Origin of the sequence: Bradyrhizobium erythrophlei (assembly GCF_900129425.1) — a bacterium.
GTDB classification, from domain to species: Bacteria; Pseudomonadota; Alphaproteobacteria; order Rhizobiales; family Xanthobacteraceae; genus Bradyrhizobium; species Bradyrhizobium erythrophlei_C.
On record NZ_LT670817.1, the window covers coordinates 5,499,879 to 5,526,466 of the forward strand.

The 26,588-nt window shown below is 61.9% G+C and carries 21 protein-coding genes; 9 read left to right on the forward strand and 12 right to left on the reverse strand.

Annotated elements, in window-relative coordinates; translation table 11 throughout:
- Window positions 1-38 precede the first annotated feature (38 nt).
- On the reverse strand, window positions 39-383 hold the full coding sequence (locus B5527_RS44515) for a hypothetical protein (RefSeq protein WP_154072536.1): 345 nt from the start codon (window positions 381-383) through the stop codon (window positions 39-41).
- A 166-nt stretch (window positions 384-549) separates the two neighbouring features.
- Here B5527_RS44515 and B5527_RS26450 point away from each other — a divergent pair, with 166 nt between their 5' ends.
- On the forward strand, window positions 550-1,731 hold the full coding sequence (locus B5527_RS26450) for an acyltransferase family protein (RefSeq protein WP_079604159.1): 1,182 nt from the start codon (window positions 550-552) through the stop codon (window positions 1,729-1,731).
- A 97-nt stretch (window positions 1,732-1,828) separates the two neighbouring features.
- Here B5527_RS26450 and purL read toward each other — a convergent pair whose 3' ends face one another.
- Entirely contained in the window at window positions 1,829-4,036 is a 2,208-nt protein-coding gene (gene purL, locus B5527_RS26455) for a phosphoribosylformylglycinamidine synthase subunit PurL (protein ID WP_079604160.1), read from the reverse strand.
- A gap of 180 nt (window positions 4,037-4,216) precedes the next feature.
- Here purL and B5527_RS26460 point away from each other — a divergent pair, with 180 nt between their 5' ends.
- From B5527_RS26460 to B5527_RS26470, 3 genes are all read left to right on the forward strand, one after another.
- Window positions 4,217-4,723, forward strand: a complete 507-nt coding sequence (locus B5527_RS26460; RefSeq protein ID WP_079604161.1) for a PaaI family thioesterase — start codon at window positions 4,217-4,219, stop codon at window positions 4,721-4,723.
- 1,052 nt (window positions 4,724-5,775) lie between these two features.
- On the forward strand, window positions 5,776-7,167 hold the full coding sequence (locus B5527_RS26465; protein WP_154072537.1) for a hypothetical protein: 1,392 nt from the start codon (window positions 5,776-5,778) through the stop codon (window positions 7,165-7,167).
- A 772-nt stretch (window positions 7,168-7,939) separates the two neighbouring features.
- Window positions 7,940-8,857 (forward strand): alpha/beta fold hydrolase, encoded by a 918-nt coding sequence (locus B5527_RS26470; protein WP_172842670.1) that lies wholly within the window; start codon window positions 7,940-7,942, stop codon window positions 8,855-8,857.
- A 391-nt stretch (window positions 8,858-9,248) separates the two neighbouring features.
- On the opposite strand, the gene B5527_RS26475 is transcribed toward B5527_RS26470, so the two are convergent.
- From B5527_RS26475 to B5527_RS26485, 3 genes are all read right to left on the reverse strand, one after another.
- On the reverse strand, window positions 9,249-10,166 hold the full coding sequence (locus tag B5527_RS26475) for an ABC transporter substrate-binding protein (protein ID WP_172842671.1): 918 nt from the start codon (window positions 10,164-10,166) through the stop codon (window positions 9,249-9,251).
- 310 nt (window positions 10,167-10,476) lie between these two features.
- Entirely contained in the window at window positions 10,477-11,511 is a 1,035-nt protein-coding gene (locus B5527_RS26480; protein ID WP_079604164.1) for an NAD(P)H-dependent flavin oxidoreductase, read from the reverse strand.
- Between the two features lie 19 nt (window positions 11,512-11,530).
- A complete protein-coding gene (locus tag B5527_RS26485; RefSeq protein ID WP_079604165.1) occupies window positions 11,531-12,259 on the reverse strand; it encodes an SDR family NAD(P)-dependent oxidoreductase in 729 nt (242 codons plus the stop codon).
- Between the two features lie 291 nt (window positions 12,260-12,550).
- Here B5527_RS26485 and B5527_RS26490 point away from each other — a divergent pair, with 291 nt between their 5' ends.
- A complete protein-coding gene (locus B5527_RS26490; protein ID WP_079604166.1) occupies window positions 12,551-13,342 on the forward strand; it encodes an adenylate/guanylate cyclase domain-containing protein in 792 nt (263 codons plus the stop codon).
- A 49-nt stretch (window positions 13,343-13,391) separates the two neighbouring features.
- Here the strand turns inward: B5527_RS26490 and purQ are convergent, their stop codons facing one another.
- The 3 genes from purQ to purC all read right to left on the reverse strand — a co-directional run bounded on the left by purQ (window position 13,392) and on the right by purC (window position 15,278).
- Entirely contained in the window at window positions 13,392-14,093 is a 702-nt protein-coding gene (gene purQ / locus B5527_RS26495) for a phosphoribosylformylglycinamidine synthase subunit PurQ (RefSeq protein WP_079604167.1), read from the reverse strand.
- A gap of 12 nt (window positions 14,094-14,105) precedes the next feature.
- The gene (gene purS / locus B5527_RS26500; protein ID WP_079604168.1) at window positions 14,106-14,348 is read right to left on the reverse strand and encodes a phosphoribosylformylglycinamidine synthase subunit PurS; all 243 of its coding nucleotides are present in this window, start codon (window positions 14,346-14,348) and stop codon (window positions 14,106-14,108) included.
- Window positions 14,349-14,510: 162 nt separating this feature from the next.
- Entirely contained in the window at window positions 14,511-15,278 is a 768-nt protein-coding gene (purC, locus tag B5527_RS26505; protein ID WP_008974302.1) for a phosphoribosylaminoimidazolesuccinocarboxamide synthase, read from the reverse strand.
- Window positions 15,279-15,588: 310 nt separating this feature from the next.
- Between purC and B5527_RS26510 the strand changes: the two genes are divergently transcribed.
- Window positions 15,589-15,912 (forward strand): DUF1476 domain-containing protein, encoded by a 324-nt coding sequence (locus tag B5527_RS26510; protein WP_079607512.1) that lies wholly within the window; start codon window positions 15,589-15,591, stop codon window positions 15,910-15,912.
- 79 nt (window positions 15,913-15,991) lie between these two features.
- Here the strand turns inward: B5527_RS26510 and cynS are convergent, their stop codons facing one another.
- Entirely contained in the window at window positions 15,992-16,474 is a 483-nt protein-coding gene (gene cynS / locus B5527_RS26515) for a cyanase (RefSeq protein WP_079604169.1), read from the reverse strand.
- Window positions 16,475-16,773: 299 nt separating this feature from the next.
- Window positions 16,774-17,976 (reverse strand): TrmJ/YjtD family RNA methyltransferase, encoded by a 1,203-nt coding sequence (locus B5527_RS26520; RefSeq protein ID WP_079604170.1) that lies wholly within the window; start codon window positions 17,974-17,976, stop codon window positions 16,774-16,776.
- Between the two features lie 278 nt (window positions 17,977-18,254).
- Between B5527_RS26520 and B5527_RS26525 the strand changes: the two genes are divergently transcribed.
- From B5527_RS26525 to B5527_RS26535, 3 genes are all read left to right on the forward strand, one after another.
- Window positions 18,255-19,982, forward strand: a complete 1,728-nt coding sequence (locus B5527_RS26525; RefSeq protein ID WP_079604171.1) for an alpha/beta hydrolase family protein — start codon at window positions 18,255-18,257, stop codon at window positions 19,980-19,982.
- A 119-nt stretch (window positions 19,983-20,101) separates the two neighbouring features.
- Window positions 20,102-21,313 (forward strand): NADP-dependent isocitrate dehydrogenase, encoded by a 1,212-nt coding sequence (locus tag B5527_RS26530; RefSeq protein ID WP_079604172.1) that lies wholly within the window; start codon window positions 20,102-20,104, stop codon window positions 21,311-21,313.
- A 148-nt stretch (window positions 21,314-21,461) separates the two neighbouring features.
- Entirely contained in the window at window positions 21,462-21,971 is a 510-nt protein-coding gene (locus tag B5527_RS26535) for a DUF3455 domain-containing protein (RefSeq protein ID WP_079607513.1), read from the forward strand.
- Window positions 21,972-22,208: 237 nt separating this feature from the next.
- Here B5527_RS26535 and B5527_RS26540 read toward each other — a convergent pair whose 3' ends face one another.
- Together B5527_RS26540 and alaS are read right to left on the reverse strand one after the other, a co-directional pair.
- Window positions 22,209-23,456, reverse strand: a complete 1,248-nt coding sequence (locus tag B5527_RS26540; RefSeq protein WP_079604173.1) for a cyclic nucleotide-gated ion channel — start codon at window positions 23,454-23,456, stop codon at window positions 22,209-22,211.
- A gap of 299 nt (window positions 23,457-23,755) precedes the next feature.
- Window positions 23,756-26,440 (reverse strand): alanine--tRNA ligase, encoded by a 2,685-nt coding sequence (alaS, locus tag B5527_RS26545; protein WP_079607514.1) that lies wholly within the window; start codon window positions 26,438-26,440, stop codon window positions 23,756-23,758.
- Window positions 26,441-26,588 lie beyond the last annotated feature (148 nt).

Consider the following 26,588-nt stretch of genomic DNA (forward strand, 5'->3'; position numbering starts at 1 on the left):
CGACCGACCGGCGTCCGGCGGGTGTTGAACGATTTCCATCAATGACCGACGATGGTGGGGATACCCGGATGGGCCGGATCGTCCCGCAGGCCGCTCGGCACCGATCCAGCCCCGACATTGTCCGCGGGAGACGTGCTGGGGGCATCCGGTGGATGGACGCCGGTATTCGGATTGGTGGGCGGGCCGGCAGTGCTACCCATGCCGGTGGTCGTGGTCGACGATCCGCCGGGAGCGGAAACAATGCTGGCCGAACCGGTATTTTGGGGAGGGACGGCGCCGGGAGAAGTAGCTATCGCCGCGCCATTCCCTTGGGCAAATGCGGAGGCGCTCGCGCCGATGAGGGAGATCGCGACGAGCGCAGAAAGCTGCAGTCTGCGCCGCATGATGGCCTCCAAACTGAATGCGCCACATCAACGCTTGGCGAATCGCCCCGTTCCCGCGCTTGGCATGCTGCATCGCGTTCGGCGTTACGCGATTTGATCATTAGGCCTTGCTGAATCGGGTTGGCGGCGGCAACATCGTGGCTTTCAGCCTGCCGGGCGGCGTATAATGTCAATTTCCAGTTCAGTGGCGTCAGCCGCAATTCAGGCGGTACCAAAAGCCAAGACGCGCAACGCCGCGCTCGATCGCACGCGCACGTTCCTGACCCTGGTGGTTCTCCTCCACCATGCCGTCATTCCCTACACTTACTACGGTCATACCGACCCCAAGTCGTGGATCGGCTTTGACTGCGTCGTTCTCGCCACCGACAGCTTCTTCATGGCGATGTTCTTTTTTCTGTCCGGATTGTTCGTCTGGCCAAGCCTTGCTCGCAAGTCGCCGCAGGTCTTTCTTCGCGATCGCTTGCTCCGGCTCGGCCTGCCCTTCGCGATAGCGGCGCTCACGATCATACCGATTGCCTATTACGCCATCGAGCTACGCCAGCATCCCGACGTCAGCTTCGCCGCATTCTGGTGGAAGACGGTCACGGTGGGACCGTGGCCAAGCGGCCCGATATGGTTCGTCTGGGTGTTGCTGGCTTTCGATCTTACCGCCAGCCTGCTGTATCGGCTCTCATCCCGGCTGCTCGATCCGATCAATCGCATGTCGCTGCGAGGCTATGACCGGCCGGCCGAGTTCTACCTGTTTCTCGTGGCGGTCACCGCCCTCCTCTATGTTCCGGCGCGGGTCTACTTCGGACCGAGCAAGTGGTTCGAATTCGGGCCGTTCTCCGTCCAGGCCAGCCGCGTGCTGTTGTATGCGGCCTACTTTTTCATCGGGGCCGGTGTGGGCGCGGCGCATTTCAACCGTGGAATTCTGAGTGCGGACGGACGGTTGGCGAAAAGCGGCTGGGGCTGGGTGATCGCGACGCTTGTTCCGTATTGCCTGATGTGGGTGCTGATCTACATCAAGCGCGGAATATTGGGGAATCCCCCGGTGTTGCCGCACTGGTACGAGGCAAGCTACGGCGTCTTCTTCGTCGCCTTCAGCGCGGCCATCTTATTCGCGATCCTGGCATTTTTCCTCAGGTTCAGACAATCGGGCTGGAGCATACTCGATCCGATGCAGAATGACGCTTACGGCATGTTTCTGGTGCATTATCCGATCGTGCTCTGGCTGCAATACTGGCTGTTCGATTTCGACGTGCCCGCCATCGTCAAGGCGGCGGTCGCGTTCGTGCTGACCGTCGCGTTGAGCTGGGCCGTGACGGCGGCGTTGCGCCGGATTCCGGGCGCAACGCATGTGCTGTGAGCATTAAGTTGTCATTCCGGGGCGATGCGAAGCATCGAACCCGGAATCTCGAGATTCCGGGTCTGGTGCTAACGCACCATCCCGGAATGACGGATTCTTAGGCAACGCCACCACTCATGTATTCGGGAAACCAGCTCTCGAAGCCGGCCCTGAGCGACGTAATCGACACCGGAGTCTGTCCGGCAATCCTGATCGCATCCCCTCCGGTGGTGCCGATGCGGGCACAGGGCACGCCGGCACCCCTCATTTTCGCCAGCACCCGGCCGGACTCGGCCGCGGGCACCGTCACGATGTAGCGCGCCTGGTCCTCGCCGAACCACCAGGCGTGCGGCACGATCTCTCCCGGCGCCGCCAATAGCTGGGCGCCGATCCCGCCCGAGATCGCCATCTCGGCCAATGCGATCAACAGGCCGCCGTCGGACAGGTCATGTGCTGATGTCGCGGTGCCGGCGTGGATCATGCCGCGCACCACGCAGCCGTTGCGCTTCTCGGCGGCGAGATCGACCGGCGGCGGCGCGCCCTCTTCGCGGCCGCAGATGTCGCGCAGATAGACCGACTGCCCGAGCCAGCCGTGGGTTTCGCCGATCAACAGGATCGCCTCGTCCTCGGCCTTGAACGCCAATGTCGCGGATTTGGTGAAATCGTCGAGCAGCCCGACGCCGCCGATCGATGGCGTCGGCAGGATGCCGCGGCCGTTGGTCTCGTTGTAGAGCGAGACGTTGCCGGACACGACCGGGAAGTCGAGCGCGCGACAGGCCTCCGAGATGCCCTTCAGGCAGCCGACGAACTGGCCCATGATTTCCGGCCGCTCCGGATTGCCGAAATTGAGATTGTCGGTGATCGCCAGCGGCCGGCCGCCGACGGCCGTGATGTTGCGCCAGGCTTCCGCCACCGCCTGCATGCCGCCCTGATAAGGATCGGCCTCGCAATAACGCGGCGTCACGTCCACCGTCAGCGCCAGCCCCTTCGGGCCGTCCTGCACCCGCACCACGGCGGCGTCGCCGCCGGGACGCTGCACGGTATTGCCCAAGATGACGTGGTCGTATTGCTCCCACACCCAGCGCTTCGAGCACAGCTCCGGCGTCGCGATCAGCTTTTCCAGCGCCGGCATGATCCCGATCGGCGGCTTTATGTCGCGCGCGTGGATCACCGGCAGCAGCGGCGAGGCCACATGCGGCCGGTCGTACAGCGGCGCCTCGTCGCCCAGTTCCTTGATCGGCAAATCGGCCATGACGTCGCCGCCATGCTTGACGACAAAACGCTTGCTCGGCGTGGTGTAGCCGACCACGGCAAAATCCAGCCCCCATTTCCGGAAGATCGCCTCGGCTTCTTTTTCCTTCTCGGGCTTGAGCACCATGAGCATGCGCTCCTGGCTTTCCGAGAGCATCATCTCGTAGGCGCTCATGCCGGTTTCACGCGTCGGCACCGCATCGAGATCGAGATCGACGCCGAGATCGCCCTTGGCGCCCATCTCCACCGCCGAGCACGTCAGCCCCGCCGCGCCCATGTCCTGGATCGCGATCACGCAATCAGCTTCCATGATTTCGAGGCAGGCTTCGAGCAGCAGCTTTTCCGCGAAGGGATCGCCGACCTGCACGGTCGGCCGCTTCTCGGCCGAGTCGTCGTCGAATTCGGCCGACGCCATCGAGGCGCCGTGAATGCCGTCGCGGCCGGTCTTGGAACCGAGATAAACGATCGGCATGTTCACGCCGGAGGCCGCGGCGTAAAAGATCTTGTCGGTGTCGGCCAGCCCGACCGCCATCGCATTGACCAGGATATTGCCGTCATAGCGGTTGTGGAAGCGCACCTGCCCGCCGACCGTCGGCACGCCGAACGAATTGCCGTAGCCGCCGACACCGGCGACGACGCCCGAGACGAGATGCCTGGTTTTGGGATGTTCCGGCGCCCCGAAGCTCAGCGCATTGAGGCAGGCAATCGGCCGCGCGCCCATGGTAAAAACATCGCGCAAAATGCCGCCGACGCCGGTGGTCGCGCCCTGATAGGGCTCGATGTAGCTCGGATGGTTGTGGCTCTCCATCTTGAACACGACCGCCTGGCCGTCTCCGATGTCGATCACGCCGGCATTCTCGCCCGGCCCCTGGATCACCCAGGGCGCCTTGGTCGGCAATCCCCGCAAATGCAGCCGCGAGGATTTGTACGAGCAGTGCTCGTTCCACATCGCCGAAAAAATCCCGAGCTCCGTGAAACTCGGCACCCTCCCGATCAGCTTGAGAATGCGCTCATATTCGTCCGGCTTGAGGCCGTGGCTGGCAACGAGCTCGGGAGTGATTTGCGGCTGGTTCATGAGACTGCTTATGCGCGTGAGGTCCCTTATTAGGGAGATCGGATCGGCTGGAAAAGGCCTTTTACGGGGTCATCCGGGGCTGTCCAGAGCTTTGCGGGCGCAAGATGCGTGAGAGCGGTTTGCGCTTCGCCGGAGGATCGGATTTAAGGTCAAAATAGCTGAAAAGAAGGGCCAAACCGCGTGGACGACCTGACCAAAAGTGCATTCCTCAACCGTCCTGACCTGCACGTCGGCACCGAAGGCGAATTTCGGGGCTGGCGGACCTGGAGCCGCGACAATTTCGAGACCAACAACGGGCCGTTCTGGCACCGGATGGAGGGGGACGGCCGGATTCGCTGCGCCTTCCGGGTCGAGAAGAAACATCTCAATGGCGCAAGCAATGTCCATGGCGGCGCTTTCATGTCGTTCGCGGACTATTGCCTGTTCGCGACCGCTGCGCCCATTCTCGGCGGGCCGGCCGTGACGGTCTCGTTTGCTTGCGAATTCCTCGACGCCGCGCGCGAGGGCGAATTGATCGAGGGTTTTGGCGAAATCACCCGCGCGGGAGGCTCGATGATCTTTTTGCGCGGCATCCTGAAATCCGAAGAGCGGTCGCTGTTCACGTTCTCCGGCACCATCAAGCGGGTGAAGAGGCGGACGCCTTCGGCGGCGGGTAGCGCGGCGCGCCAACCCGGTGGCGGGCGATGACACTTGGAGTGTTGCCGACGCAGTTTTGCATTCTCGCGGCGCGATGCGCCCGAGGTTTGCAGGAAATCTCCGCCCTGAAAACAGAGGGCGTGGGGAATGCCGGGCGCCCGATGCACCCGCAGCCTCGTGTGCGCTATTGTTAACAAGTATGCACACGAGTATTCACAGCGAGCCACCGGAAATCACCCGGCATTCCCGCACGCAATGGTTTTACGGCTTATAACGCGCTCTCCCCGGTGACGAGTTCCTTTTGCCACCGTCATCGGCGGATTAAGGCGTTGTCGAACCCGGTTGGATTCGCAAAACCTCCGCCGACTTGACACCAGCAACGGGTGCCAGGACCACACGCCTTCGCCGTACGCATCAGCGTCGTTCGTCTTGCGTGCCGGATATCGCTCACGGAGAGCAATCCGCCCTGCGATCCCATCGCACGCCTAACGCTGCCGCGTCCACCGCATCTCACCCCGCGTCCGTGACGATCGCGATACGCCCCTCATGTGGGATGAGACAACGACAGATATAGCGGTGATTTGTGTCTTCGGAAAAGCCGAATTTTTTTGCAAAAGGGGCTGGACATCCAAATGACAGGCGGGTCGCTGATTTGCCCGTCAGGCAACAGATCGCGGGATGGTTGAGCGCTTCGCGAAACCCGTCGCGGTCGTCCACAACATGATGGGTATCGCTTCCGTCTTCGGTCTGCGAGTTCGGCGGGCACGTCGCTCCAATTATCCTGCACGCTGTCGCTGGTCGACCCGCGGGGTTGTTCGGGTTCGGCAATGTCGGCTTGTCAGGGCAGAACGGACATCATTTCAGACCGCGCTAAAGTACGAAAATGACCCAACCCGGACATTGGCCGCTGTCGTTGTAATCTCAATAATTTATCGAGGAGCGAGGAGATGATCTCGGATCGTCGCTCTGTGCCGAACATCCAAATCCGCAGATCGCGCGCAGCAATTTCGCTCCGGCTGTCTCAAGAACGTTGCACGCTTGTTGCAAACCGGGATGTAAATTTGAACACTACAAGAATTTGAAAAAACTAGAGGAGAAACTCAATGAGGACTTATAGCTGGTTATTGATGTGTCTGTCCGGCGCGATCCCGGTTGTCTTGTTTGGAGCAGTGTCGCTGGCGCCGACGGATGCCGTGGCAGCGGACTGCACCTTTGCCCAACCACTCACAACCCAAACCAGATGCCTGACGGCCGTTTCCATCCCCGGAAACCCGCTGCGGTCGTTCGACATCAGCTTCGTCAATCCCGATCGAGCCGAATTCTATCTTGCCGATCGTTCGAACTCGGCAATCGATATCATCGACACGGAGACTTTGAAATTTAAGAGGTTCCTCGGCGGTTTCTCCGGGGTTGCGCTCAAGAACGGCAACGTGGACAGCAATCACTCGGGACCGGACGGCGTCGCCACGCACGGCAGGTGGCTCTATGCGGGCGACGGCAACAGCACCCTCAAGATCTTCGACCTTGATGCGCCGCCTGCGCTCGCCCTAAAACGGACCATCAGCACCGGCGGTACGACGCGGGTCGACGAAATGGCATTGACGACGGACGGCGAGCTGCTGCTTGCCGCCAACAATGCGGAGGATCCTCCATTTGCAACGCTGTTTGCGGTGAATGGCGACGATGCCACCGACCATACCAGCAAGATCATCACGACCGCGATTGATCCCACGATCCTGCCTGCAGGCTTCGGGCTGTCGATGGAACAGCCGGCCTGGGATCGCAAGACCAGGCGGTTCTATACGTCGCTTCCGATCGTCAAAAACAACCCGCAGGGTTGCAATTTCAACGGGAATGCTGGACCGATCACCTGCGACGGCGGTCTGCTTGTGATCGATCCGACCGCGCCAACCGCGGTCCAAGGGGCATTCAATCCGGCCACCAACACCGGGGTGGTCCTGCTCCACGCCTGCAACCCAAACGGCGCCACGGTCGGACCGGACGACAATCTGTTGCTGGGCTGCACCCCGCAGAACAGCCCGAGCGACACGACGACGTTGGTGATTAATGCCAAGACCAAGGAGCAGACCCCCGTCATTCACATCACCGGCTCCGATGAGGTCTGGTTCAACAAGGGCGATCAGCGCTACTATGTCGGGGCCGCCCGGGATTGCACGATACCGGGCACGCCCTGTCCGGCGGCGAATCAGCAGACGCCCGTGCTCGGCGTCATCGACGCCAACACGAACCTCTTGATCGAGAAGATCCCGCAGTCGGTGGGCTCGCATTCGGTGGCGGCCGACTCCAGGCGCAATCGAATATTCGTCGGCCAAGTGGCGCCCGTCGCGGTGGTCGGCTCCGGCGGCGACACGACGACCGTGGGTGCCGGTATCTGCGGCACCAGCAACGGATGCGTTGCTGTCTATCAACACAAGGTCCGTGACCGAGACGACGATCACGACCACGACGAAGACAAGAAGCTAGCTCGGGACTAGACCCGCTGGCGAGGCTTGCCGTCCGTCGCACGGTAGAAGACATGATCCAGTCCTAATCCGGAAAAGGATCACCAAACTGGAGGCCGGGCGTCCCCGGCCTCTTTCGTGTGTGCCAAATACAAACGATAGCCCGAACGGTGGAAGCGGTTGTTAGAGCGGTCCATCTCGCGCGGGTCATGCCGGCAGAAGAATCAGATCGAGCTGAACTCGGGGACCGGAGCGGAGGGTGAAGCCCTAAGCGCCGCTATCCGAGAGATTGAAGCAAGCGCGGCGAAAGGCCAGTCTCGAACGCCCGGCGCGCCGACGAGGTGATCGAAATAACGACGATACTTGCTGCGGTGCACGAGTCCGTTTTTGGCACGAAACGGTCCTGCTGCCGAAGTGCCCGCATGTCCGCTATTGGGGGATGAACGGACCTAGCTCAGACGCGGCCCGAGGTCTGAGTCTGACCCAGAGCGGTCATTCAGTAGCTTCGAGGGAAAGGCAAAAAGCTTGATCTATATCAATTGCATCTCGGCGGGGCGCGCGAGTTATTGGAGGTGTTGCATTCGTGCTGTCGCGATGCATCGCATCGGGCGGCAGCGCAAGAGCGCAAGGCCAGGAAGCACAAATATGACCTGCCACAAGCGCAGGTACGAGGCGTAGTGCTTAATGTGTAATAATTCCAAGTCTTAAAAGCGGTGACGTGGTCGATATAAAGTGTAGCACATCGCAAGGTCGACGGCTCGAGAAGTCGGACCAGTCGGACCAACTACCAAGGGAGGAATCGTTCATGCGCATGAAAGCCGTGTCGCAAGCGATTCTGCTATTGGGACTGATTGTTGCACCATGCCTAGCGATCGCCGCTGAACCGACCTTTAAGGAGGGATGGTTCACGACTAATGACGGCGTCAAGTTGCACTATTTGGAGGCCGGCTCGGGCAAACCCTTGGTGATGATTCCGGGTTGGTCGCAGTCGGCGATGGAGTTCAAGTATCAGCTGACTGGCCTAAGCGACAAATACCACGTCTATGCCCTCGACATGCGTGGTCATGGAGAGTCCGCAAAGCCCAACCATGGGTACCGCATTCAACGATTGTCAGCGGACGTCCACGACTTCCTATTGGCGAACAATCTAGGCGGGGTGACCTTGGCGGGCCACTCTATGGGGTGCTCGGTAATATGGGGCTATTGGGAACAGTACGGCAGCGACCGCCTGTCGAAGCTCATTCTGGTCGATCAGATGCCTATGATTACGAGTAACCCCGGGTGGTCACCACAAGAGTTGGAGGACGCTGGCGCGATTTTTGACGGCAAGTCGCTATTTGATAATGTCAATGCGCTCGCGGGGCCCGACGGCGTGAAGACCACGGAGGGGTTCATCCGCGGCATGTTCACCAAGCAGTACCCCGTGGACGCAGTAAACTGGGTAATCCAGGAGAACTTAAAGTTTCCACGAGAATATGCGGCACGCTTGCTGTTCGATCATGCCACCAACGATTGGCGAGACCTCATTCCAGCGATCAACATCCCAACTCTTGTTGTGGGCGGCAAAGCGAGCCTTGTTCCTTGGAAGTCTCAGGTCTGGATCGGAAAACAAATCAAGGGCGCGAAGACCGAAATCTTCGAGGAGAATGAGGGCGGTGCGCATTTCATGTTCATGGAGAACCCCGAGAAGTTCAACCGGCTCGTTGACGAGTTCAACGGCTGACGTGATCGGTCTGCGATAAGCACCGCTTCTGGAGGTGCCAGACCAGCCGATCTACCGGTTGAGCAGCCAACGAAGTTCGAGCTGGTCATCAATCTCAGAGCCGCTAAAGCCCTTGGGCTCGCAATCCCAACGTTGGTCATTGCTTGCGCCGACGAGGTGATTGAGTAGGCCCGTTTGCTGCGGCGCAAGAGTCCGGTTGTGGCACTTTTCCGACATGCCGGGGCGGTCTGACTATGTCCGTTCATAGGGGCAGATCGGAAGTGGCCGAACCACGGTCGAAACGACGCAATGGACCCGAAGGCGACGTTCGCGAGGCGCGAGCCCCGAAGCAGCCGCTGGGCACGACCGAGCCTTGGCGGCTAGGTGACCGGGCTCAATGGCTCAGTTACTCTTATTCGATAATGTCGTCGGCGCGTACGAGCAGCGATTGTGGCACGTTCAGGCCTAGGGCCTTGGCGGTCTTCAAATTGATGATCAGCTCGAACTCCGTCGGCTGCTCGACCGGCAGATCGGCAGGTTTCGTACCTTTGAGAATGCGATCGACATAATATGCCGTGCGCCGCATCCCCGCTGCTTGTCGGGCGCCGTAGGTGAACAAGGCACCGGCCTTGGCAAACGCCGCCCAGTCCGAAATCACCGGCAACCGATCCTTCATCGCCATCGCGACGATCTCGTCCTGATATCCGACGAAGATCGGCTGAGCGATGATGGCCTGACTGCCGTCGGCCTTCATTGCCTCGAATATCGGTTGGCCGATCGCCTGCGGCCCGTCGACCAGCTTGACCGCCAGCTTGACGCCGAGCTCGTCGGCCGCCATCTGGGTTTGCTTTACGAAATTGACCGTGTTGGGGTCCTTGGTGGAGCCGAGAAAGGCAGCAGTGTGCAGACCGGGCTCGATCTGGCGGAGAAATTCCAGCCGCTTTCCCGCCGTGTCGGTCAGCAACAGGGAGACGCCCGTCAGATTACCACCGGGATACGATAGGCTCGGCACGAGGCCGGTGGCGAGCGCATTGGCGCTAAACATCACGATCGGTATCGTCTGTGTCGCTGCCTTGACGATATGAACCGCTGGAGTTGCAACGGCAACGATAACGTCGACCGGCTCCTCGATCAGCTTGCGAGCGATATCCCGGGTCGATTGCGGGTTTCCGCCGGTGAAATAGGCTTCGAGCTCGTAGTCTGGTTCGGTGTATCCGACTTTTTCCATCCCTTCACGGAAGCGGTCCAGATCGTCTTTCATCGATTCCGGAAACCAGCTCAGATAGCCGATCTTCGGCTTCTGTCGATCCGCGAATGCAGGCCGGGCCATCGCCAGAGCGGCCCCAGAGAGAAGGAGGAACTCGCGCCGCGTGGGTTGATGACCTCTGTTGGTTTGAACGCCCATCCGGCCCCCCCGAATCATCGTCGGGGTCAACCTACCCTGAGTCCAGTCGCTCGGCCAGAAGGTCGGCTCCTGGCACCAACCCGACATGCCGGGCCGGTCTGGCGATGTCCGTTGATTGGCGTAGACCGGAAGTGGCCGGACTACAGTCAAAACGACGCGATTGACCCAACACGGACTTCCCCAAGTCGGCGCACGGTTATCGCCGCCAGCCAGGCCCCATCGTCTTCGTTCCTGACTAGTCAACGACCATCGGTCCGAGTCGCTTCCTGATCACCGCTTCGGCACCGCTTATCATCTCATCGATAATGCCGGCGGCGTTCATCAGTCGCGTGGTCTGACCGACCGATTCACCGGCCAGCAGGCTCATCTCTTCGAGGTCGCCTGTGAACTCTGGAGTTGGCGGAAATCCGCAAAACCGCTTCATGGGAAACTCCTGTCCATAAAGACGGGCCTGGCCAATCACCGGAAGCTCCGAATCCGGAACGGAAAGGTATGGCGGCGGATCGTCACGCCGTTCCCATTCCCGCACGATGCGGTTGCGCAACCCGCGGGTCGAAGCATCGGGGAATTCCGGACCGAAGATCAGATGGCGAGCAGTATCCTCGACGCCAGCAGCGACGATCCGGTCCTTGTACTGCGGATGGGCATAGGCTTCGAAGCTCGCGACCAGGCGAGTCCCCACCCAGACCGCGTCGGCGCCGAGTGCCAGCGCGGCGGCTACGGTCCGACCATCGGCAATGCCGCCCGCAGCGACGACGGGCACGGAAGGAACAGCGTCGATGACTGCGGGGAGCAGTGAGAACGTTGCCGCGGTGGCGCGGTTGTGGCCGCCGGCCTCGCTGCCTTGCACGACGAGCCCCTGGGCCCCGCGTCGGAGAGCGGCTTTCGCTTCGTCCACGCTGCCGACTTGAAACCAGATGTGACTGCCGGCCGTCCGCAAACGCGAAAGCCATTCGTCCGGCGCGTCATCCCAAAAGAACACTACGACCGGCACCTTCTCCGTGACGCACACCTCAATGTGCTCCATCCCGCTGAACCGTGCAATGATATCGACCCCGAAGCACGCGGGGTCTGCTGCTTTGATATCGCGGATCGCCGCCTGCAGCACGTCGGGCGGCATTGCAGCAGCACCCAGCATTCCCATGCCGCCCGCCTTGCACACCGCCCGCACCAGAGGCGCGGTGGCAATGAATGCCATGCCGGCGTTGATGAACGGAACCTTTAGTCCGTACTGCTCTGTGATGCGTGTTTTCAACACGAAATCCTCCATGCTGCGCTCTGTTCGCCGGTTACCATTTGCCAATGTGCGCACCGCCGTCCACGTGCAGCACCTCCCCGGTAACGTGCGGTGCCTCAGTCAAATAAATCACGGCATCCACAATCTCTTGAACGTTCGAAATGCTTCCCATTGGGGATAGCGTTTTCAGAAAGTCCTTCGGATTATTGCTGTGAAGCGGCGTATCAACCACTCCAGGTGCAACCGCATTCACACGGATACCGTCCTTCGCATATTCGATGGCGAGGCCGCGCGTAATCGCGTTAATGCCGCCCTTCGTAATCATTGGGAGCGAGGCATTTATGCCCGCAATCGGATTGTCCGCCAGCGAGGCCGTGATGCTGACGATGCTCCCACCAGACTTTTGCGCCAGCATCTGTTTGATCGCGAGTTGGGTCATGTAGATGAACCCGTTAAGATTGGTGGAAACCAGCCGTGTGAAGTCCTCAGCCGTATAATCGGTAAAGGGCTTCGTGAAGAATATTCCCGCATTGTTCACCAATGCATCAATCGAGCCGAATGTCCTGATGGCTATTTCCGCAACTCTTGTGGCAGTAGCGGCTTCCCCGATATCGCCATCCACCAAAGTAAGCTTCGGCGACGAAGGCAGGTCTTTCGACCTGGTGGCATTGCGCGAAGTTGCAACAACATTGTAGTCCCGCTCGAGAAACGCCTGTACGGCGCCGCAGCCTATACCTTGCGAACCGCCAGTCACGATCACAGTCTTTGACGTTTTGGCCATTTCCGGTCTCCTTTATTAAAGGCACCACGAAATTCGCGCAGAATACGGAAAATTGCCCGTCATATTCTGCTGGAAGCAGTTAGCCGCTTGCGAGCGACGGACTTCCCGATGCATGAAGTGGGGCTTGCGAGCGCGGGTTTCAATTGACGGCCCTGGGGGTCGATTACGAGCGCGAATTAACACGCGAGCCGTGGGCAAATTTTCGACTGAGAGTGCTGTTGCCAGCGCAGGAATGTATAATTACGTTTTGTCCCCGGTAGCCAAAACGGTCTTTCGATCGGGCGCACGCATATGGCCAAGTTCCTTCGCATCGGAGTCCATCAGTCGAACGTTTCCGGATACACGTCAAAGGCATGGTGCGTTCGCCGGGTCGGCTCGACGGTTTTCCTGAAGTGGGGTGCCGTCGAGGTCCATGGCGCCGGAGACGGGCGAAAGATTTACTGGACGCTCCCAAGGGCGAAAACAGTTCGCTGCGGCACGGTGCAGCGTGCCAAAGACTATACAAAAACCGCGATCGCGCGGCGACGCAACCATCGCTATGAACCGCTGGCTGGAAATGTTGCGATCCGGCGCCGACCCGCCGATCGTGGCGCCGAGTTCGAACAAGCGCTCGCCACGATCCTGTTTGTCGATATCGTCCGGTCCACCGAAAAAGCCGCGCGGCTGGGCGATTCGCGTTGGACACAGGTGATGAATCACTATTACGCCGCCGTCCGTAGAGAGCTGAAGACTTTGCGCGGAAAAGAAGTCGTGACGACGGGGGACGGACTGCTGGCGACGTTCGGCGCGCCGGCTGCCGGGATCCGTTGCGCGACCGCCATCCGCGAGGCAGTGCGCACGCTGGGGCTGGAGATCAGGGTGGGGATGCACGCGGGCGAATACAAAGTGAGCGGGGCTGAGGTGTTCGGTCTCGCGTTTCACATCGGTGCGCGTGTCGCCGCGAAAGCGCGTGCCGGCGAAGTCCTGGTCTCGAGCGCGGTCAAGGATCTGATGTCGCAGTCCGGAATCCGCTTCAAGGATCGCGGCGTTCACCAACTCAAAGGCGTTCCGAAGCGATGGCGCCTGTACCGGGTCGAACAATAGGTGTCCCGCAAAAGTGGACACCGAACGTCGCGGCAATCACGCGAAAGTTTTACGCCGCGCGCGCCAGATGCGCGACCAGCCCCGCGAACAGGCCGCGACCGTCGGTGCAACCCATAATGTCTTCGACGTGGTTTTCCGGATGCGGCATCATGCCGAGCACATTGCCGCCGGCGTTGACGATACCGGCGATCGATTGCGCGGCGCCGTTGATGTTGGAGCGCTCGTCGACCACGCCATCGGCCGAACAATAGCGATAGAGCACCCGTCCCTCGCCTTCCAGCCGCTTCAGCGTCTCTTCGTCCGCCTCGTAATTGCCCTCGCCATGAGCGACCGGCACGCGAATGATCTGGCCGGCATTGTAGCCGCGGGTGAACGGCGTATCGGAGCGCTCGACCCGCAGATGCACGTCATGGCAGATGAATTTCAGCCGCGCGTTGCGCATGAGCACGCCGGGCAACAGGCCGGCCTCGCACAGGATCTGAAAGCCGTTGCAGACGCCGAGCACGAGGCCGCCTTGGGCCGCGAATTCACGCACCGCGTCCATGACCGGCGCGCGCGCGGCGATCGCCCCGCAGCGCAGATAGTCGCCATAGGAAAATCCGCCCGGCACCACCACGAGATCGGTACCCTTGGGCAGCGAGGTCTCGGCATGCCAGACCATCGCGGGTTCATGACCCGACGCCAGCCGTAACGCGCGCGCCATATCGCGCTCGCGATTGATTCCGGGAAAGACGAGAATGGCGGATTTCATCGGTCGCGTTGCCTAGCCTAAAACCTCAACGCGGTAATTCTCGATCACCGTGTTGGCCAGCAGCTTGTCGGCGGCGTCCTTCAACGCCGCCTCCGCCTTGGCCTTGTCGGCCCCTGCCAGCTCGATATCGAACACCTTGCCCTGGCGCACGCCGGCGACGCCGTCGACACCGAGCGATTTCAGCGCGCCTTCGATGGCCTTGCCCTGCGGATCGAGAATGCCGGATTTCAACGTGACGGTGACGCGCGCTTTCATTTTTCGACACTGACCTCTTTAGCCACGCATTTGGGCGAAGCGATATCATTCACAATTCCCCCGATCCTTCGAGACGCGGGCTTCGCCCGCTCCTCAGGATGAGGGAGCCTCGTGGTGAGGAGCATCGCGCAGCGATGCGTCTCGGACCAGGAGGCGAAGATCTCAGCTCTTGACCAGCACCGGACCGGAGCCGGCGGGCCGCTCGTTCTCCATCAGGATGCCCAGACGCTTCGCAACCTCGGTATAGGCTTCCAGCAGCCCACCGAGATCCCGGCGGAAACGGTCCTTGTCGAGCTTCTCGTTCGACTTGATATCCCACAGCCGGCACGAATCGGGCGAGATCTCGTCGGCGACGATGATTCGCATCATTTCGTTCTCGAACAGCCGGCCGCATTCCATCTTGAAATCGACCAGGCGGATGCCGATTCCGAGAAACAGCCCGGTGAGAAAGTCGTTGACGCGGATCGCCAGCGCCATGATGTCGTCGATTTCCTGCGGAGTCGCCCAGCCGAACGCCGTGATGTGTTCCTCGGAGACCATGGGGTCGTTGAGCTGGTCGTTCTTGTAGTAGAATTCGATGATCGAGCGCGGCAGCTGGGTACCTTCCTCGATGCCGAGCCGCTGCGACAGCGATCCCGCCGCCACATTCCGCACCACCACTTCCAGTGGCACGATCTCGACTTCGCGAATCAGTTGCTCGCGCATGTTGAGGCGGCGGATGAAATGGGTAGGCACCCCGATGTCGTTGAGGTGCTGAAAAAGGTACTCCGAAATCCGGTTGTTGAGGACGCCCTTGCCCTCGATCACCTGGTGTTTCTTGGCATTGAACGCGGTCGCATCGTCCTTGAAGTGCTGGATCAGGGTCCCCGGCTCCGGTCCCTCATAGAGAACCTTGGCCTTGCCTTCATAAATGCGGCGTCGACGGCTCATTGGGATGTACCGTGTGTTGTTGAAATCCATGAAATTGGTGTGCTCCGGATGACAAGAGGATGCGACCCACGACGGAGCTGCCGTGAAGGCCAGGAACGGGAAACAGAACGAGAACCGGGCCCAAGGTCCAACCTATCCGATTGGCCTATCGAGTACAATCGATCCGGTCCTCCGGGGGCCGAGTTTTACCGCCCTGCCTGCGGCTTTCAGGCTGTTGTCTTAACCATTCTCGCTGGTTATCTAGGCATTGAGGCGAGTTCCGCAACGAGGCCGCCGTCACCAATCCGGCATGGAGATCGGAACCTTTGACATGACCATCTTCGACAAGCGTGAGGAAGGTTTCGAGAACAAGTTCGCCCTCGACGAGGAGCAGAAGTTCAAGGCCGAGGCGCGCCGCAACAGGCTGCTGGGATTGTGGGTGGCGGAAAAGCTCGGAATCTCCGGCGACGCCGCCAATTCCTACGCCAGGGAAGTCGTCGCGGCCGAATTCGGAGAGGGCCACGACGCCAATGTGGTTCGCAAGGTGATGGCCGATCTCGAGGCCGCGGGCGTTGCCGTCACGGAGGAACAGCTCCGCGCCAAGATGGCCGAACTGATGGCGCAGGCCATCCTGCAGGTGAAGGCGGGGACGTAAGCGGGCGAATGGCGAGTGGCGAATAGCGAATGAAGGACGGTGCCATTCGCCACTCACCATTCGCTACTCGCCTCTACCCTCACTCTTCCTTGAAGCCGTATTCCGGTACGTTGCCGCTGGCGCCGTAATATTTGTACGGCAGGAATTTGCCGGACATCATGATCTTGACCCGGTCACCCCTGGGATCGGGCAGTCGTTCCAGCACCACGTCGAAATCGATCGCCGACATGATGCCGTCGCCAAATTCCTCCTCGATCAGCGCCTTCCACGCCGGGCCGTTGACCATTACCAGCTCGTAGAAACGATAGATCAGCGGATCGGTCGGCGGCATTTCGATGCCGCGCATCGGCGTCTCGTTCAGCATCGCGGTTTCGGATTTGGACAGACCGAACAGCTCGCCGGCATTGGCGGCTTGCGGTTTTGTCAGCTTCATCTGGCCGAGAATGGCGCCGACGATCAGCACTTCGGAAGTGCCGCCGATCTTTTCGCAGATGTGTTTCCAGCTCCAGCGGCTCTCGCGCTTGATGTCGAGCAGCTTTTCGGTGAGGTCGGATCGCTTCATGTGCCGTCTCCCTTGCACTCGTCGTGTCCGGGCGTGTCCCGGGCATCCACGTCTCTCTTGGCCGATTTGCCTTGCGGCGCCGGACCGACGCCTGCAAAAAGTGCAATCGCTGTGCCATCACCGGGGATGTCGAGGGAAAGCCTGAGGCGGTGGAGTTGCCCGCGGTTGGCGCGGAAAACGGTGGCTGGTCAGCGCTTTGGAAATCCCGGCGGCGCATGCTTTTCGACGTGGACAGACCCACCCGTGCGAGGCGGTCCAAAGCAACAGGATTGCCGTAAATTTAGGCAGTTGCGCGACGGTTAGCGGCGCGCCGGCAGACCGGATTCGAGCCGGTCGAGTTCGGCGGCCAGATCGCCCTCGATGCCTGCGGCGGGCATGTCGATCACCCTGTAACCCCGCGCGACCAGCCACGCCTGACGCGCGGCGCGGTCGCTCACGATGACGTCGGTCTCCTCGGGATTGACCAGTTCGATCGCCACGCGGTGCACGAACGAGACAAAATCCGGAATGTGCCGGCCGACCGGCGTCTGGCGTTTGAATTGTCCGGCGAAGCGGCGGTCGGTGGTCAGGGCCTGCCACAGGATGCGCTCGGCGTCGGTCGGATTTCGCCGCAAGAGCCGCGCCAGCCCGCGCACCGTGCCGCTTTCCGACGGCAACGCACCCTGCCCGTGCTCGGCGAGCAATGCGCGCAGGCGCGTGGCCTGTTCGCCGTCGAGTACGCCGCCCTTGGCCGGACCCTTGCGTCCTTCGGCGATCGCCATGACCACGCCGTGCAACGTGTGCATGTCCTGCTTGGTCGGCTCCATCCGCGCGAAGATGTTGCGCAAATTGACCAGCATGGTCTCGCGCTTCTCCGCCGGGCGCAGGAATTCGACCTTGTCGAGTTCGCGCACCAGATTGTCGAAGAAGGCCTGCATCTGGTGCTGCGAGGCGCGCTCGGAGCGCTCGGGCATCGCGAACGGCAACGCGCCTTCGGTCGAAAGCTTGAACCATTCATAGCCGATCAGGAGCACCGCCTGCGCCAGGTTGAGCGAGGCAAACCCCGGATTGACCGGAAAGGTGATGATGCGATCGGCGAGCGCGACCTCCTCGTTCTGCAACCCGTAACGCTCGCGGCCAAACAGGATGCCGACGGTGGTGCCGCCGGCGAGCTCGGCCGATATTTCGCGCGCGGCCGCCTCCGGCGCCACCACCGGCTTGGCCTGATCATGCGCGCGGGCGGTGGTGGCGAACAACAACGTACAATCGGCGACCGCCTGCTCGACGGTGTCGAAGAGCATCACCTCATCCAGGATATGATCGGCGCCGGACGCCGCCCGCCGGGCGTGCACGTTCGGCCAGCCGTCGCGCGGGTTGACGATCCGAAGCCGCGTCAGCCCGAAATTACCCATCGCGCGCGCGGCCATGCCGATGTTCTCGCCGAGTTGCGGCTCGACCAGAATCACCACGGGGCCGGCGAGCGTAACGCTTGATTTGGTCTTGTCGGTGCCCGAACCGGACATCTCACTTCACTTTCTGATTCAACATCTGAAGGTTCTGAATCACGTTCCGAACAGCTTCATCCAACACCTCAGCGACGGCCGCTATTCGATTGCCTGTCTGGTAGCATTTCTCAAGCAATATAATCGGGTTAGAGAAGGTTTTTGACTTTCGGTCAAAACCTCAATACGGCTGCGCATAGCCGGCGACTTGCCCGCATTCGCCTTTCGGTTACGATATCAAGCATTAACAAAACGAACCTGAAAGCCGGCTTCAACGGCTCGGGGATAGGGGAGGCTACATGCGCCGCAGATGGTCCCTGGCGATTGCCGGATTGATTCTGATTCTCGCCGGCGGATTGCTGGCCCATCTGACCCAAACCGCTGGTGGCATCCGGATCGAGGATGTGCGTTTCAAGGGAGCCAAGGGCAACACCATGAGCGCCCTGCTCTACATCCCGCCGAACGCGACCGCGCAGACCCCCGCCCCCGGCATTCTCGCGGTCCATGGCTACATCAATTCGCGCGAGACCCAGGACGGCTTTGCCATCGAATTCGCCCGCCGCGGCTATGTGGTGCTGGCGATCGACCAGACCGGCCACGGCTACAGCGATCCGCCCGCCTTCGCCAACGGTTTCGGCGGGCCCGATGGCCTCGCGCACCTGCGCAGCCTCGACATCGTCGACAAGAACAATATCGGTCTCGAGGGCCACTCGATGGGCGGCTGGACCGTACTCGCCGCCGCGACCGCGATGCCCAACGACTACAAGGCGATGGTGCTGGAGGGGTCGTCTACCGGCAAGCCGTTCGCCGACGACGGCACTCCAGGCTGGCCGCGCAACCTCGCGCTGGTGTTCGCGCAATATGAGGAATTCTCCAGCCTGATGTGGGGCGTCGACCGGGCGCGCGACGTCACCCAAAGCCCGAAACTCCAGGCCTTGTTCGGCACCGAGGGACCCGTCGAGCCCGGCAAGGTCTATGGCGATATCGCGCAGGGGAACGCTCGGGTACTCTACACACCGGCGATGACGCACCCGGCCGAGCACATTTCGCACGAAGCCATCGGCTACAGCCTCGACTGGTTCGGCAAAACCCTGCAGGGCGGCACGCCGCGTCCCTCGGACGATCAGATCTGGTTCCGCAAGGAGGTCGGCACCCTGATCGCGCTGATCGGTTTTGTGGCGCTTTTGATCGGGGTCTTCGACGGCCTGCTCGAATCCCCCGTGTTTTCGCATCTGAGATTGCCCGAGATCGCCGACGGCACCATGCCGGCGCACGTCGCGGCCGGCGGCCATCGCTGGACCGCGGCGTTCGTGCTGTCCGCCTTCATTCCGGCGCTGACCTACTATCCGGCGTTTGCGCTGGCCGGCGCTTTCGTAGCGCCGTCGCCATGGCTGCCCCAGGGCATCACCAACCAGATCGTGGTCTGGGCCCTCATCAACGCGCTGATTGCGCTGGCGCTGATGCCGCTTGCACCCAAACGCGCCAGCCGCGCCGGCATTGTCGGGCCGTCGATCCTGATCGCGATCGCGACGGTCATTGCCGGCTACGCCGCGCTGTGGCTGGCCGACCTCCTGTTCAAGATCGATTTCCGGTTCTGGATTGTCGCGCTCAAGCTGATGAGCACAAAGCAACTTCTGATCTTCCCGATCTACCTTGTGCCATTGACGGCGTTTTTCGTGATCGCGCTGCACGTGCTGCACCGGAATTTCTCGACCATGGGTACCGGCCGCGGCGCACTCTACCTCACCAACATCCTGGCGCTGACGCTGGGCTTCATCGTGCTGCTCGGGCTGCAATACGGCCTGCTGTGGCTGACCGGAAAGTTGTTCAATCCGCTGCCCGATCCCGGCTTCGTGCCGCTCTCCACCATCGTCGCCATCCAGTTCGTGCCGCTATTGGCAATCGCCGCCATCATCGCGACCTTTACCTGGCGGCGCACCGGCTCCAGCCTGCCGGGGGCGCTGATCTGCGGCCTGTTCGTCACCTGGTACGTGGTGGCGGGCACCGCTACCCAGGCGGCGTTCTAGGCCAAAAGATCGGCTGAAACTGCATAACGCCTTGGCTTTCGCCAGCGCGCCCGCAGTGCTATAGCGCGATCCATCATCCATCCGTCCCGAAACGCGCTACTCCAAAAGGCCCGATCTCCATGGCAAAAATCAAGGTGACCAACCCCGTCGTCGAACTCGACGGCGACGAGATGACCCGGATCATCTGGCAATATATCAAGGACAAGCTGATCACCCCGTTCCTCGATATCGACCTGATGTATTTCGACCTCGGGATGGAATACCGCGACAAGACCAACGATCAGGTCACCATCGATGCCGCCAATGCCATCAAGAAGGTCGGCGTCGGCGTCAAATGCGCCACCATCACCCCGGACGAGGGCCGGGTGAAGGAATTCGGCCTCAAGGAAATGTGGAAGTCGCCCAACGGCACCATCCGCAACATTTTGGGCGGCGTGGTGTTCCGCGAACCCATCATCTGCAGGAACGTGCCGCGGCTGGTGCCGGGCTGGACCAAGCCGATCATCATCGGCCGTCACGCCTTCGGCGATCAGTACCGTGCCACCGACTTCAAGTTTCCCGGCAAGGGCACGCTGACGATGAAATTTGTCGGCGAGGACGGCAAGGTGATCGAACGCGAGGTCTACAAGTCCCCGAGCGCCGGCATCGCGCTGGCGATGTACAATCTCGACGATTCGATCGCCGACTTCGCCCGTGCCTCGTTCAACCAGGGCCTGTCGAAGGGTTATTCGGTCTATCTCTCGACCAAGAACACCATCCTCAAGACCTATGACGGGCGGTTCAAGGACATCTTCCAGGAGATCTTCGACGCCGAGTTCAAGTCCAAATTCGACGAGAAGAAGATCACCTACGAACATCGCCTGATCGACGACATGGTCGCCGCCGCCATGAAGTGGTCGGGCGGTTACGTCTGGGCCTGCAAGAACTACGACGGCGACGTGCAGTCCGACACCATCGCGCAAGGGTACGGCTCGCTCGGCCTGATGACCTCGGTGCTGATGACGCCGGATGGCAAGACGGTGGAGGCCGAGGCCGCCCACGGCACGGTGACGCGGCATTACCGCGAGCATCAGAAGGGCAAGGAGACCTCGACCAACTCGATCGCCTCGATCTTCGCCTGGACCCGCGGGCTGTCGCATCGCGCCAAGCTCGACAACAACGAGGCGCTCGGCAAGTTCGCGGCTACGCTGGAGAAGGTCTGCGTCGATACCGTCGAAGCCGGCTTCATGACCAAGGATCTCGCCCTGCTGGTCGGCGCCGACCAGCGCTGGCTGTCCACCACCGGCTTCCTCGACAAGGTCGCGGAAAACCTGACCAAGGCGATGGCATAAGCGAGAACCGCCCATGCGAGCGCGCGCGAAGCAATCCATTTACCGACGCAATGGTTCGGGATTGCCTCGTCGCGGCGCCTGTCATCGGGCGCGTATTCGCGCGACCCGTTGGCTGCACGCAATGACGACAAAGACGGAGAAGGCGACCATGCCATTCCCCAAGCGAGCCGCGCTCGCGTTGTTGCTGCTGTCGGGCTCGCTGGGTCATCCGAGCGCCGCCGAGCCCCCCCTTCCCGCCGACATCGCGGCGCCGGGAGAGACCGTCGTGCTCACCGCGCATGCCGAAGGCGCGCAGATATATGAATGCAAAGCCGGCACCGACGGCAAGCTGGCCTGGGCGTTCCGCGAACCGATCGCGACACTGCTGGTCGATGGCAAAACCGTCGGCCGTCACTATGCCGGACCGAACTGGGAATACAGCGATGGCAGCGCCGTGCTCGGGAAAACCGCCGGCAGCGTCCCCGGCGCAACGCCGAACGATATTCCCTGGCTGAAGCTTGACGTGATTTCCCGGCGCGGCAGCGGCGTCCTTAGCGGCGTCACGACCGTGCAGCGGATCAATACCAGGGGCGGCAAGCTGGAAGGGACCTGCGACCGGACCGGCGCCTTCAGCAGCGTCCCCTACTCCGCCGACTATGTGTTCCTGCGCAAGGGCTGAGCGCCTGCCAGATTGTGCCCGTCGCGCCGCCGGGCTCCCGTGCCGATACGAAATTCAGGAAATTGGTCAAAACTGACCACGCTCGCCGGCGCGGGATATGCTTGTTTAGTCGAGTTGCGGATGACGCGGGCCGCCCTGCGCCATTCAATCCAATGGTCCCGACGGGCCCCCTCTCGCCGGGGCCGTTTCTGACCAGGCGGGCTCGCTCCATCCCGCTGAGCAGGCCGCCCGCCCGGGCTACTTGTCTGCAACTCCGTCCTCATGCGCGGCCTGCGCAATCTCATCGTCCGCGAGATCGCCCCTGAGCGCCTCGCCGGTGTCCGCAAGCCGCGACTTCGCCGTCTTCCGCACATGGGCGGCCAGCACCGGCACGCGCTCGATCAGCGCATGAAAATCCTGGGCATCGAGCGCCAGCAGTTTGGTCTTTCGCGTCGCGGTCACGGTGCCGCTGCGCTTGGTCCGCCGCAACAGCGCGATTTCGCCGAAAAACGTGCCGTCGGGCAACCGCACCCGCCGGCTCGGCAATTCGATTTCGACCTCGCCGGCGGTGATGAAATACATCGAGGAGGCCGTATCGCCGCGCCGCACCAGGATCTCGCCGGGCTCGATGGTCTGCGCCCGCAACAACCGCATGATGTCGGCGATTTCGGCGGCCGCCAGATGCGAGAACAGCGGCACCCGCGCCAGCATGCCCCAGGTGACGATGAAGTCGCGCCGCCGAACCTCGTCGGCAAACGCAGTGGAAATGATCGCCACCGGCAGCGCGATCATGGTCAAGCCGCCGACGATGGTGAACACCGACACCAGTTTGCCCAGCGGCGTGACCGGAACGACGTCGCCATAGCCGACCGTGCCCAGCGTCACGATCGCCCACCACATCGCCTGCGGAATTGTGCCGAACTTGTCGGGCTGAACCTCGTGCTCGATGGCGTAGAGCAGCGACGCAAACACCAGCACCGCACCGGTGAGGATCACGAGGCACCCGATCAGCGTTCGCCGCTCGGCATGCAGCGCTGCCAGCAGCGAGCGCATCGCCGGCGAATACCGCACCAGCTTGAAAAACGGCAGCATGCCGAGCAGCACCAGCGTCGAACGGCTGCCGGCGATCAGCGCGATCGACGCCGGCAGAAAGGCCAGGAGATCGATGATACCGAGGCTGGAAAGCGCATATTCCGTGCGGTCCTGCGTCGGCGACCGTTTGCGCGGCGAGTGGCCGACCACGCTCCAGAGTCGTGCGGCGTATTCGAGCGCGAAAATGATCACCGCGCCGATCTTGATGATGGTGAACAGCCAACCGATACGTGCATCGAACTCCGGAACCGACGCCAGGACCATCGCCAGCACGTCCAGGATGATGATGGATATGATCAGCCGGACGAAGCGCGAACCGACCGAATAGGGCAGATGATCGTGCTCGAGCAGTTCGTAGAGCCGATCCCGCAAATCCGGGTCGTTCAGCCGCCGTCTGCGCGCCAGGATCGCCACGGCCGGTATCCCAATTCCGAAGTTCGCAGATGTACGGTGCCCCTCTGATGCGAACTTCTGGAATCAAAGGAACACAGGAAGATAGGCGCTGTTGCTGCCCTCGATTTGATGCTCCTCAAGGGCTTCGGCCAGCCTAAGGGGTATTCGTCACGCCCGGGCTTGTCCCGGGCATCCACGTCTTTGCCGCCCCAAAAGCAAGGAAGGCGTGGATGGCCGGGACAAGCCCGGCCATGACGAAATAGCTAGGCCTTCCAACGAAGCGCTGGTCGCCAGACCCTCTCGACGGAGCGAGAGCCGCGTCAGGCGTTGCCCATCGCCTTTTCGATGGCCGAGAGCGCCGCACCCGCTTGGGCGCCGTCGGGCCCGCCGGCCTGCGCCATGTCAGGCCGCCCGCCGCCGCCCTTGCCGCCGAGCGCTTCGGAAGCGACCCGCACCAGATCGACCGCGTTGAAGCGGGACGTGAGATCGCTGGTGACGCCGACGACGACGCCGGCCTTGCCGTCCCCGGTGACGCCGACAATGGCGACCACGCCGGATCCGAGCTGTTTCTTGCCGTCATCGGCGAGGCTCTTGAGATCCTTCATCTCGATGCCTTCGACCGAGCGTGCCATCAGCTTGACGTTGCCGACCTCACGGACGCCGGCCGCACCTGCTCCCGATCCGTTGGATCCGGAGGCGCCGCCGCCCATCGCCAGCTTCTTGCGTGCATCCGCCAGATCGCGCTCCAGTCGCTTGCGCTCTTCCACCAGTGACGCAATGCGGGCCGGCACTTCCTCGGGCGTGGTGCGCAGTTCCGCCGCTGCCGACCTCGCGAGCGCCATGGTGTCGTTGGCATGTTTGCGCGCATGGCGCCCGGTCAGCGCCTCGATACGGCGAACGCCGGAAGCCACCGCGCTTTCGCCGGTCACCGAAATCAGGCCGATATCGCCGGTCCGGCGCACATGGGTGCCGCCGCACAGTTCGACCGACCAGCCGAGCGCGTTGCTGCCGTGCTCGCGCGCGGTGCTGCCCATTGAAACCACCCGCACCTCGTCGCCGTATTTTTCGCCGAACAGGGCGCGCGCGCCGGCGTCGCGGGCGTCGTCCACCGCCATCAGCCGCGTGGTGACCTCGTCGTTTTCCAGCACCACATCGTTGGCGATATCCTCGATCCGGCTCAACTCTTCCGGCGTGATCGGCTTTGGATGAACGAAGTCAAAGCGCAGCCGGTCCGGCGCCACCAGCGAACCGCGCTGCGCGATATGGTCGCCGAGCACCTGCCGCAATGCTTCGTGCAGCAGATGCGTCGCCGAGTGATTGGCGCGGATCGAGGTGCGCCTGATATGATCGACCTCGAGTAGCAGCGCCGTACCCGGCTTCAGCGTGCCCTGTTCCACCGTGCCGACATGCACGAAGAGATCGCCGGCCTTCTTCTGGGTGTCGGTGACGCGAAACCGCACGCCATCGCCGGTCATCATGCCGGTATCGCCGACCTGGCCGCCGGACTCCGCATAGAACGGCGTCTGGTTCAGAACGACGGCGCCGGACTCGCCGGCCTTGAGGTTTTCAACCTCCCTGCCGTCGCTCACGAGAGCACCCACCACGCCTTCGGCGGTCTCGGTCTCGTAACCCAGAAATTCGGTGGCGCCGAGTTTTTCGCGCAGCGGAAACCAGACGTTCTCGCTGGCGGTATCGCCGCTTCCCGCCCATGCCGCGCGGGCCTTGGCGCGCTGCCGATCCATCGCGTCGGTGAAGGAAGCGATGTCGACGCCGATGCCGCGGTTGCGCAGCGCGTCCTGGGTGAGATCGAGCGGAAAGCCATAGGTGTCGTACAGCGTAAAGGCGGTCTCGCCGTCGAACATGTCGCCTTCCTTCAAGGTGGCGCTCTTCTCGTCGAGGATCGACAGTCCGCGTTCCAGCGTCTTGCGAAACCGCGTCTCTTCCAGCCGCAGCGTTTCCTCGATCAGGTTTTCGGCGCGCACCAGTTCGGGATAGGCCTGGCCCATCTCGCGGACCAGCGCCCACACCAGCCGATGCATCAGCGGATCCCTGGCACCGAGCAACTGGGCATGGCGCATGGCGCGACGCATGATCCGGCGCAGCACATAGCCGCGGCCTTCGTTCGAGGGCAATACGCCGTCGGCGATCAGGAACGACGAGGCGCGCAGATGATCGGCGATGACGCGCAGCGACGCCTTCTGCTCGCCCTTCGGGTTCGCACCGGTCAAATCAGCAATGGCGCGGATCAGAGCTACGAACAGATCGATGTCGTAATTGTCGTGCTTGCCCTGCAACACCGCCGCGACCCGTTCCAGGCCGGCGCCGGTATCGATCGATGGTTTCGGCAGCGGGTTGCGCACGCCGCCCTCGAGCTGCTCGAACTGCATGAACACGAGATTCCAGATCTCGATGAAGCGATCGCCATCGGCTTCCGGCGAACCCGGAGGCCCGCCCCAGATCTTGTCGCCGTGGTCGTAGAAGATTTCCGAACAGGGTCCGCACGGGCCGGTGTCGCCCATCTGCCAGAAATTGTCTGATCCAGCGATGCGGATGATGCGGGACTCCGGCAGGCCAGCGATCTTCTTCCAGAGATTGAAGGCCTCGTCGTCGTCGATGTAGACGGTCGCCGTCAGCTTGTCCTTGGGCAGGCCGAACTCTTTGGTGACCAGATTCCAGGCGAGCTCGATGGCGCGGTCCTTGAAGTAGTCGCCGAACGAGAAATTGCCGAGCATCTCGAAAAACGTATGATGCCGCGCGGTATAGCCGACATTGTCGAGATCGTTGTGCTTGCCGCCGGCGCGGACGCATTTCTGCGAGGTGGTGGCGCGCTGATAGGGCCGCTTCTCGACGCCGGTAAAGACGTTCTTGAATTGTACCATGCCGGCATTGGTGAACATCAGCGTCGGGTCGTTGCGCGGCACCAGCGGGGACGACGGCACGATTTCGTGGCCGTTGTCCTTGAAAAAATTCAGAAATGCCGACCTGATCTCGTTAACGCCGCTCATATCCATCCAATCGCGAAATTGCCCGGGCCTGACCGCAAACCAGCCGTGATGTTCCGGCGCATCGCTTTTAGACCGGGCGGGATGGCGGTGTCCAGAAAGTGTGCAGGGGATCAGTGGCTTGCCGCATCAGCGCAAGACCCCGTTGATA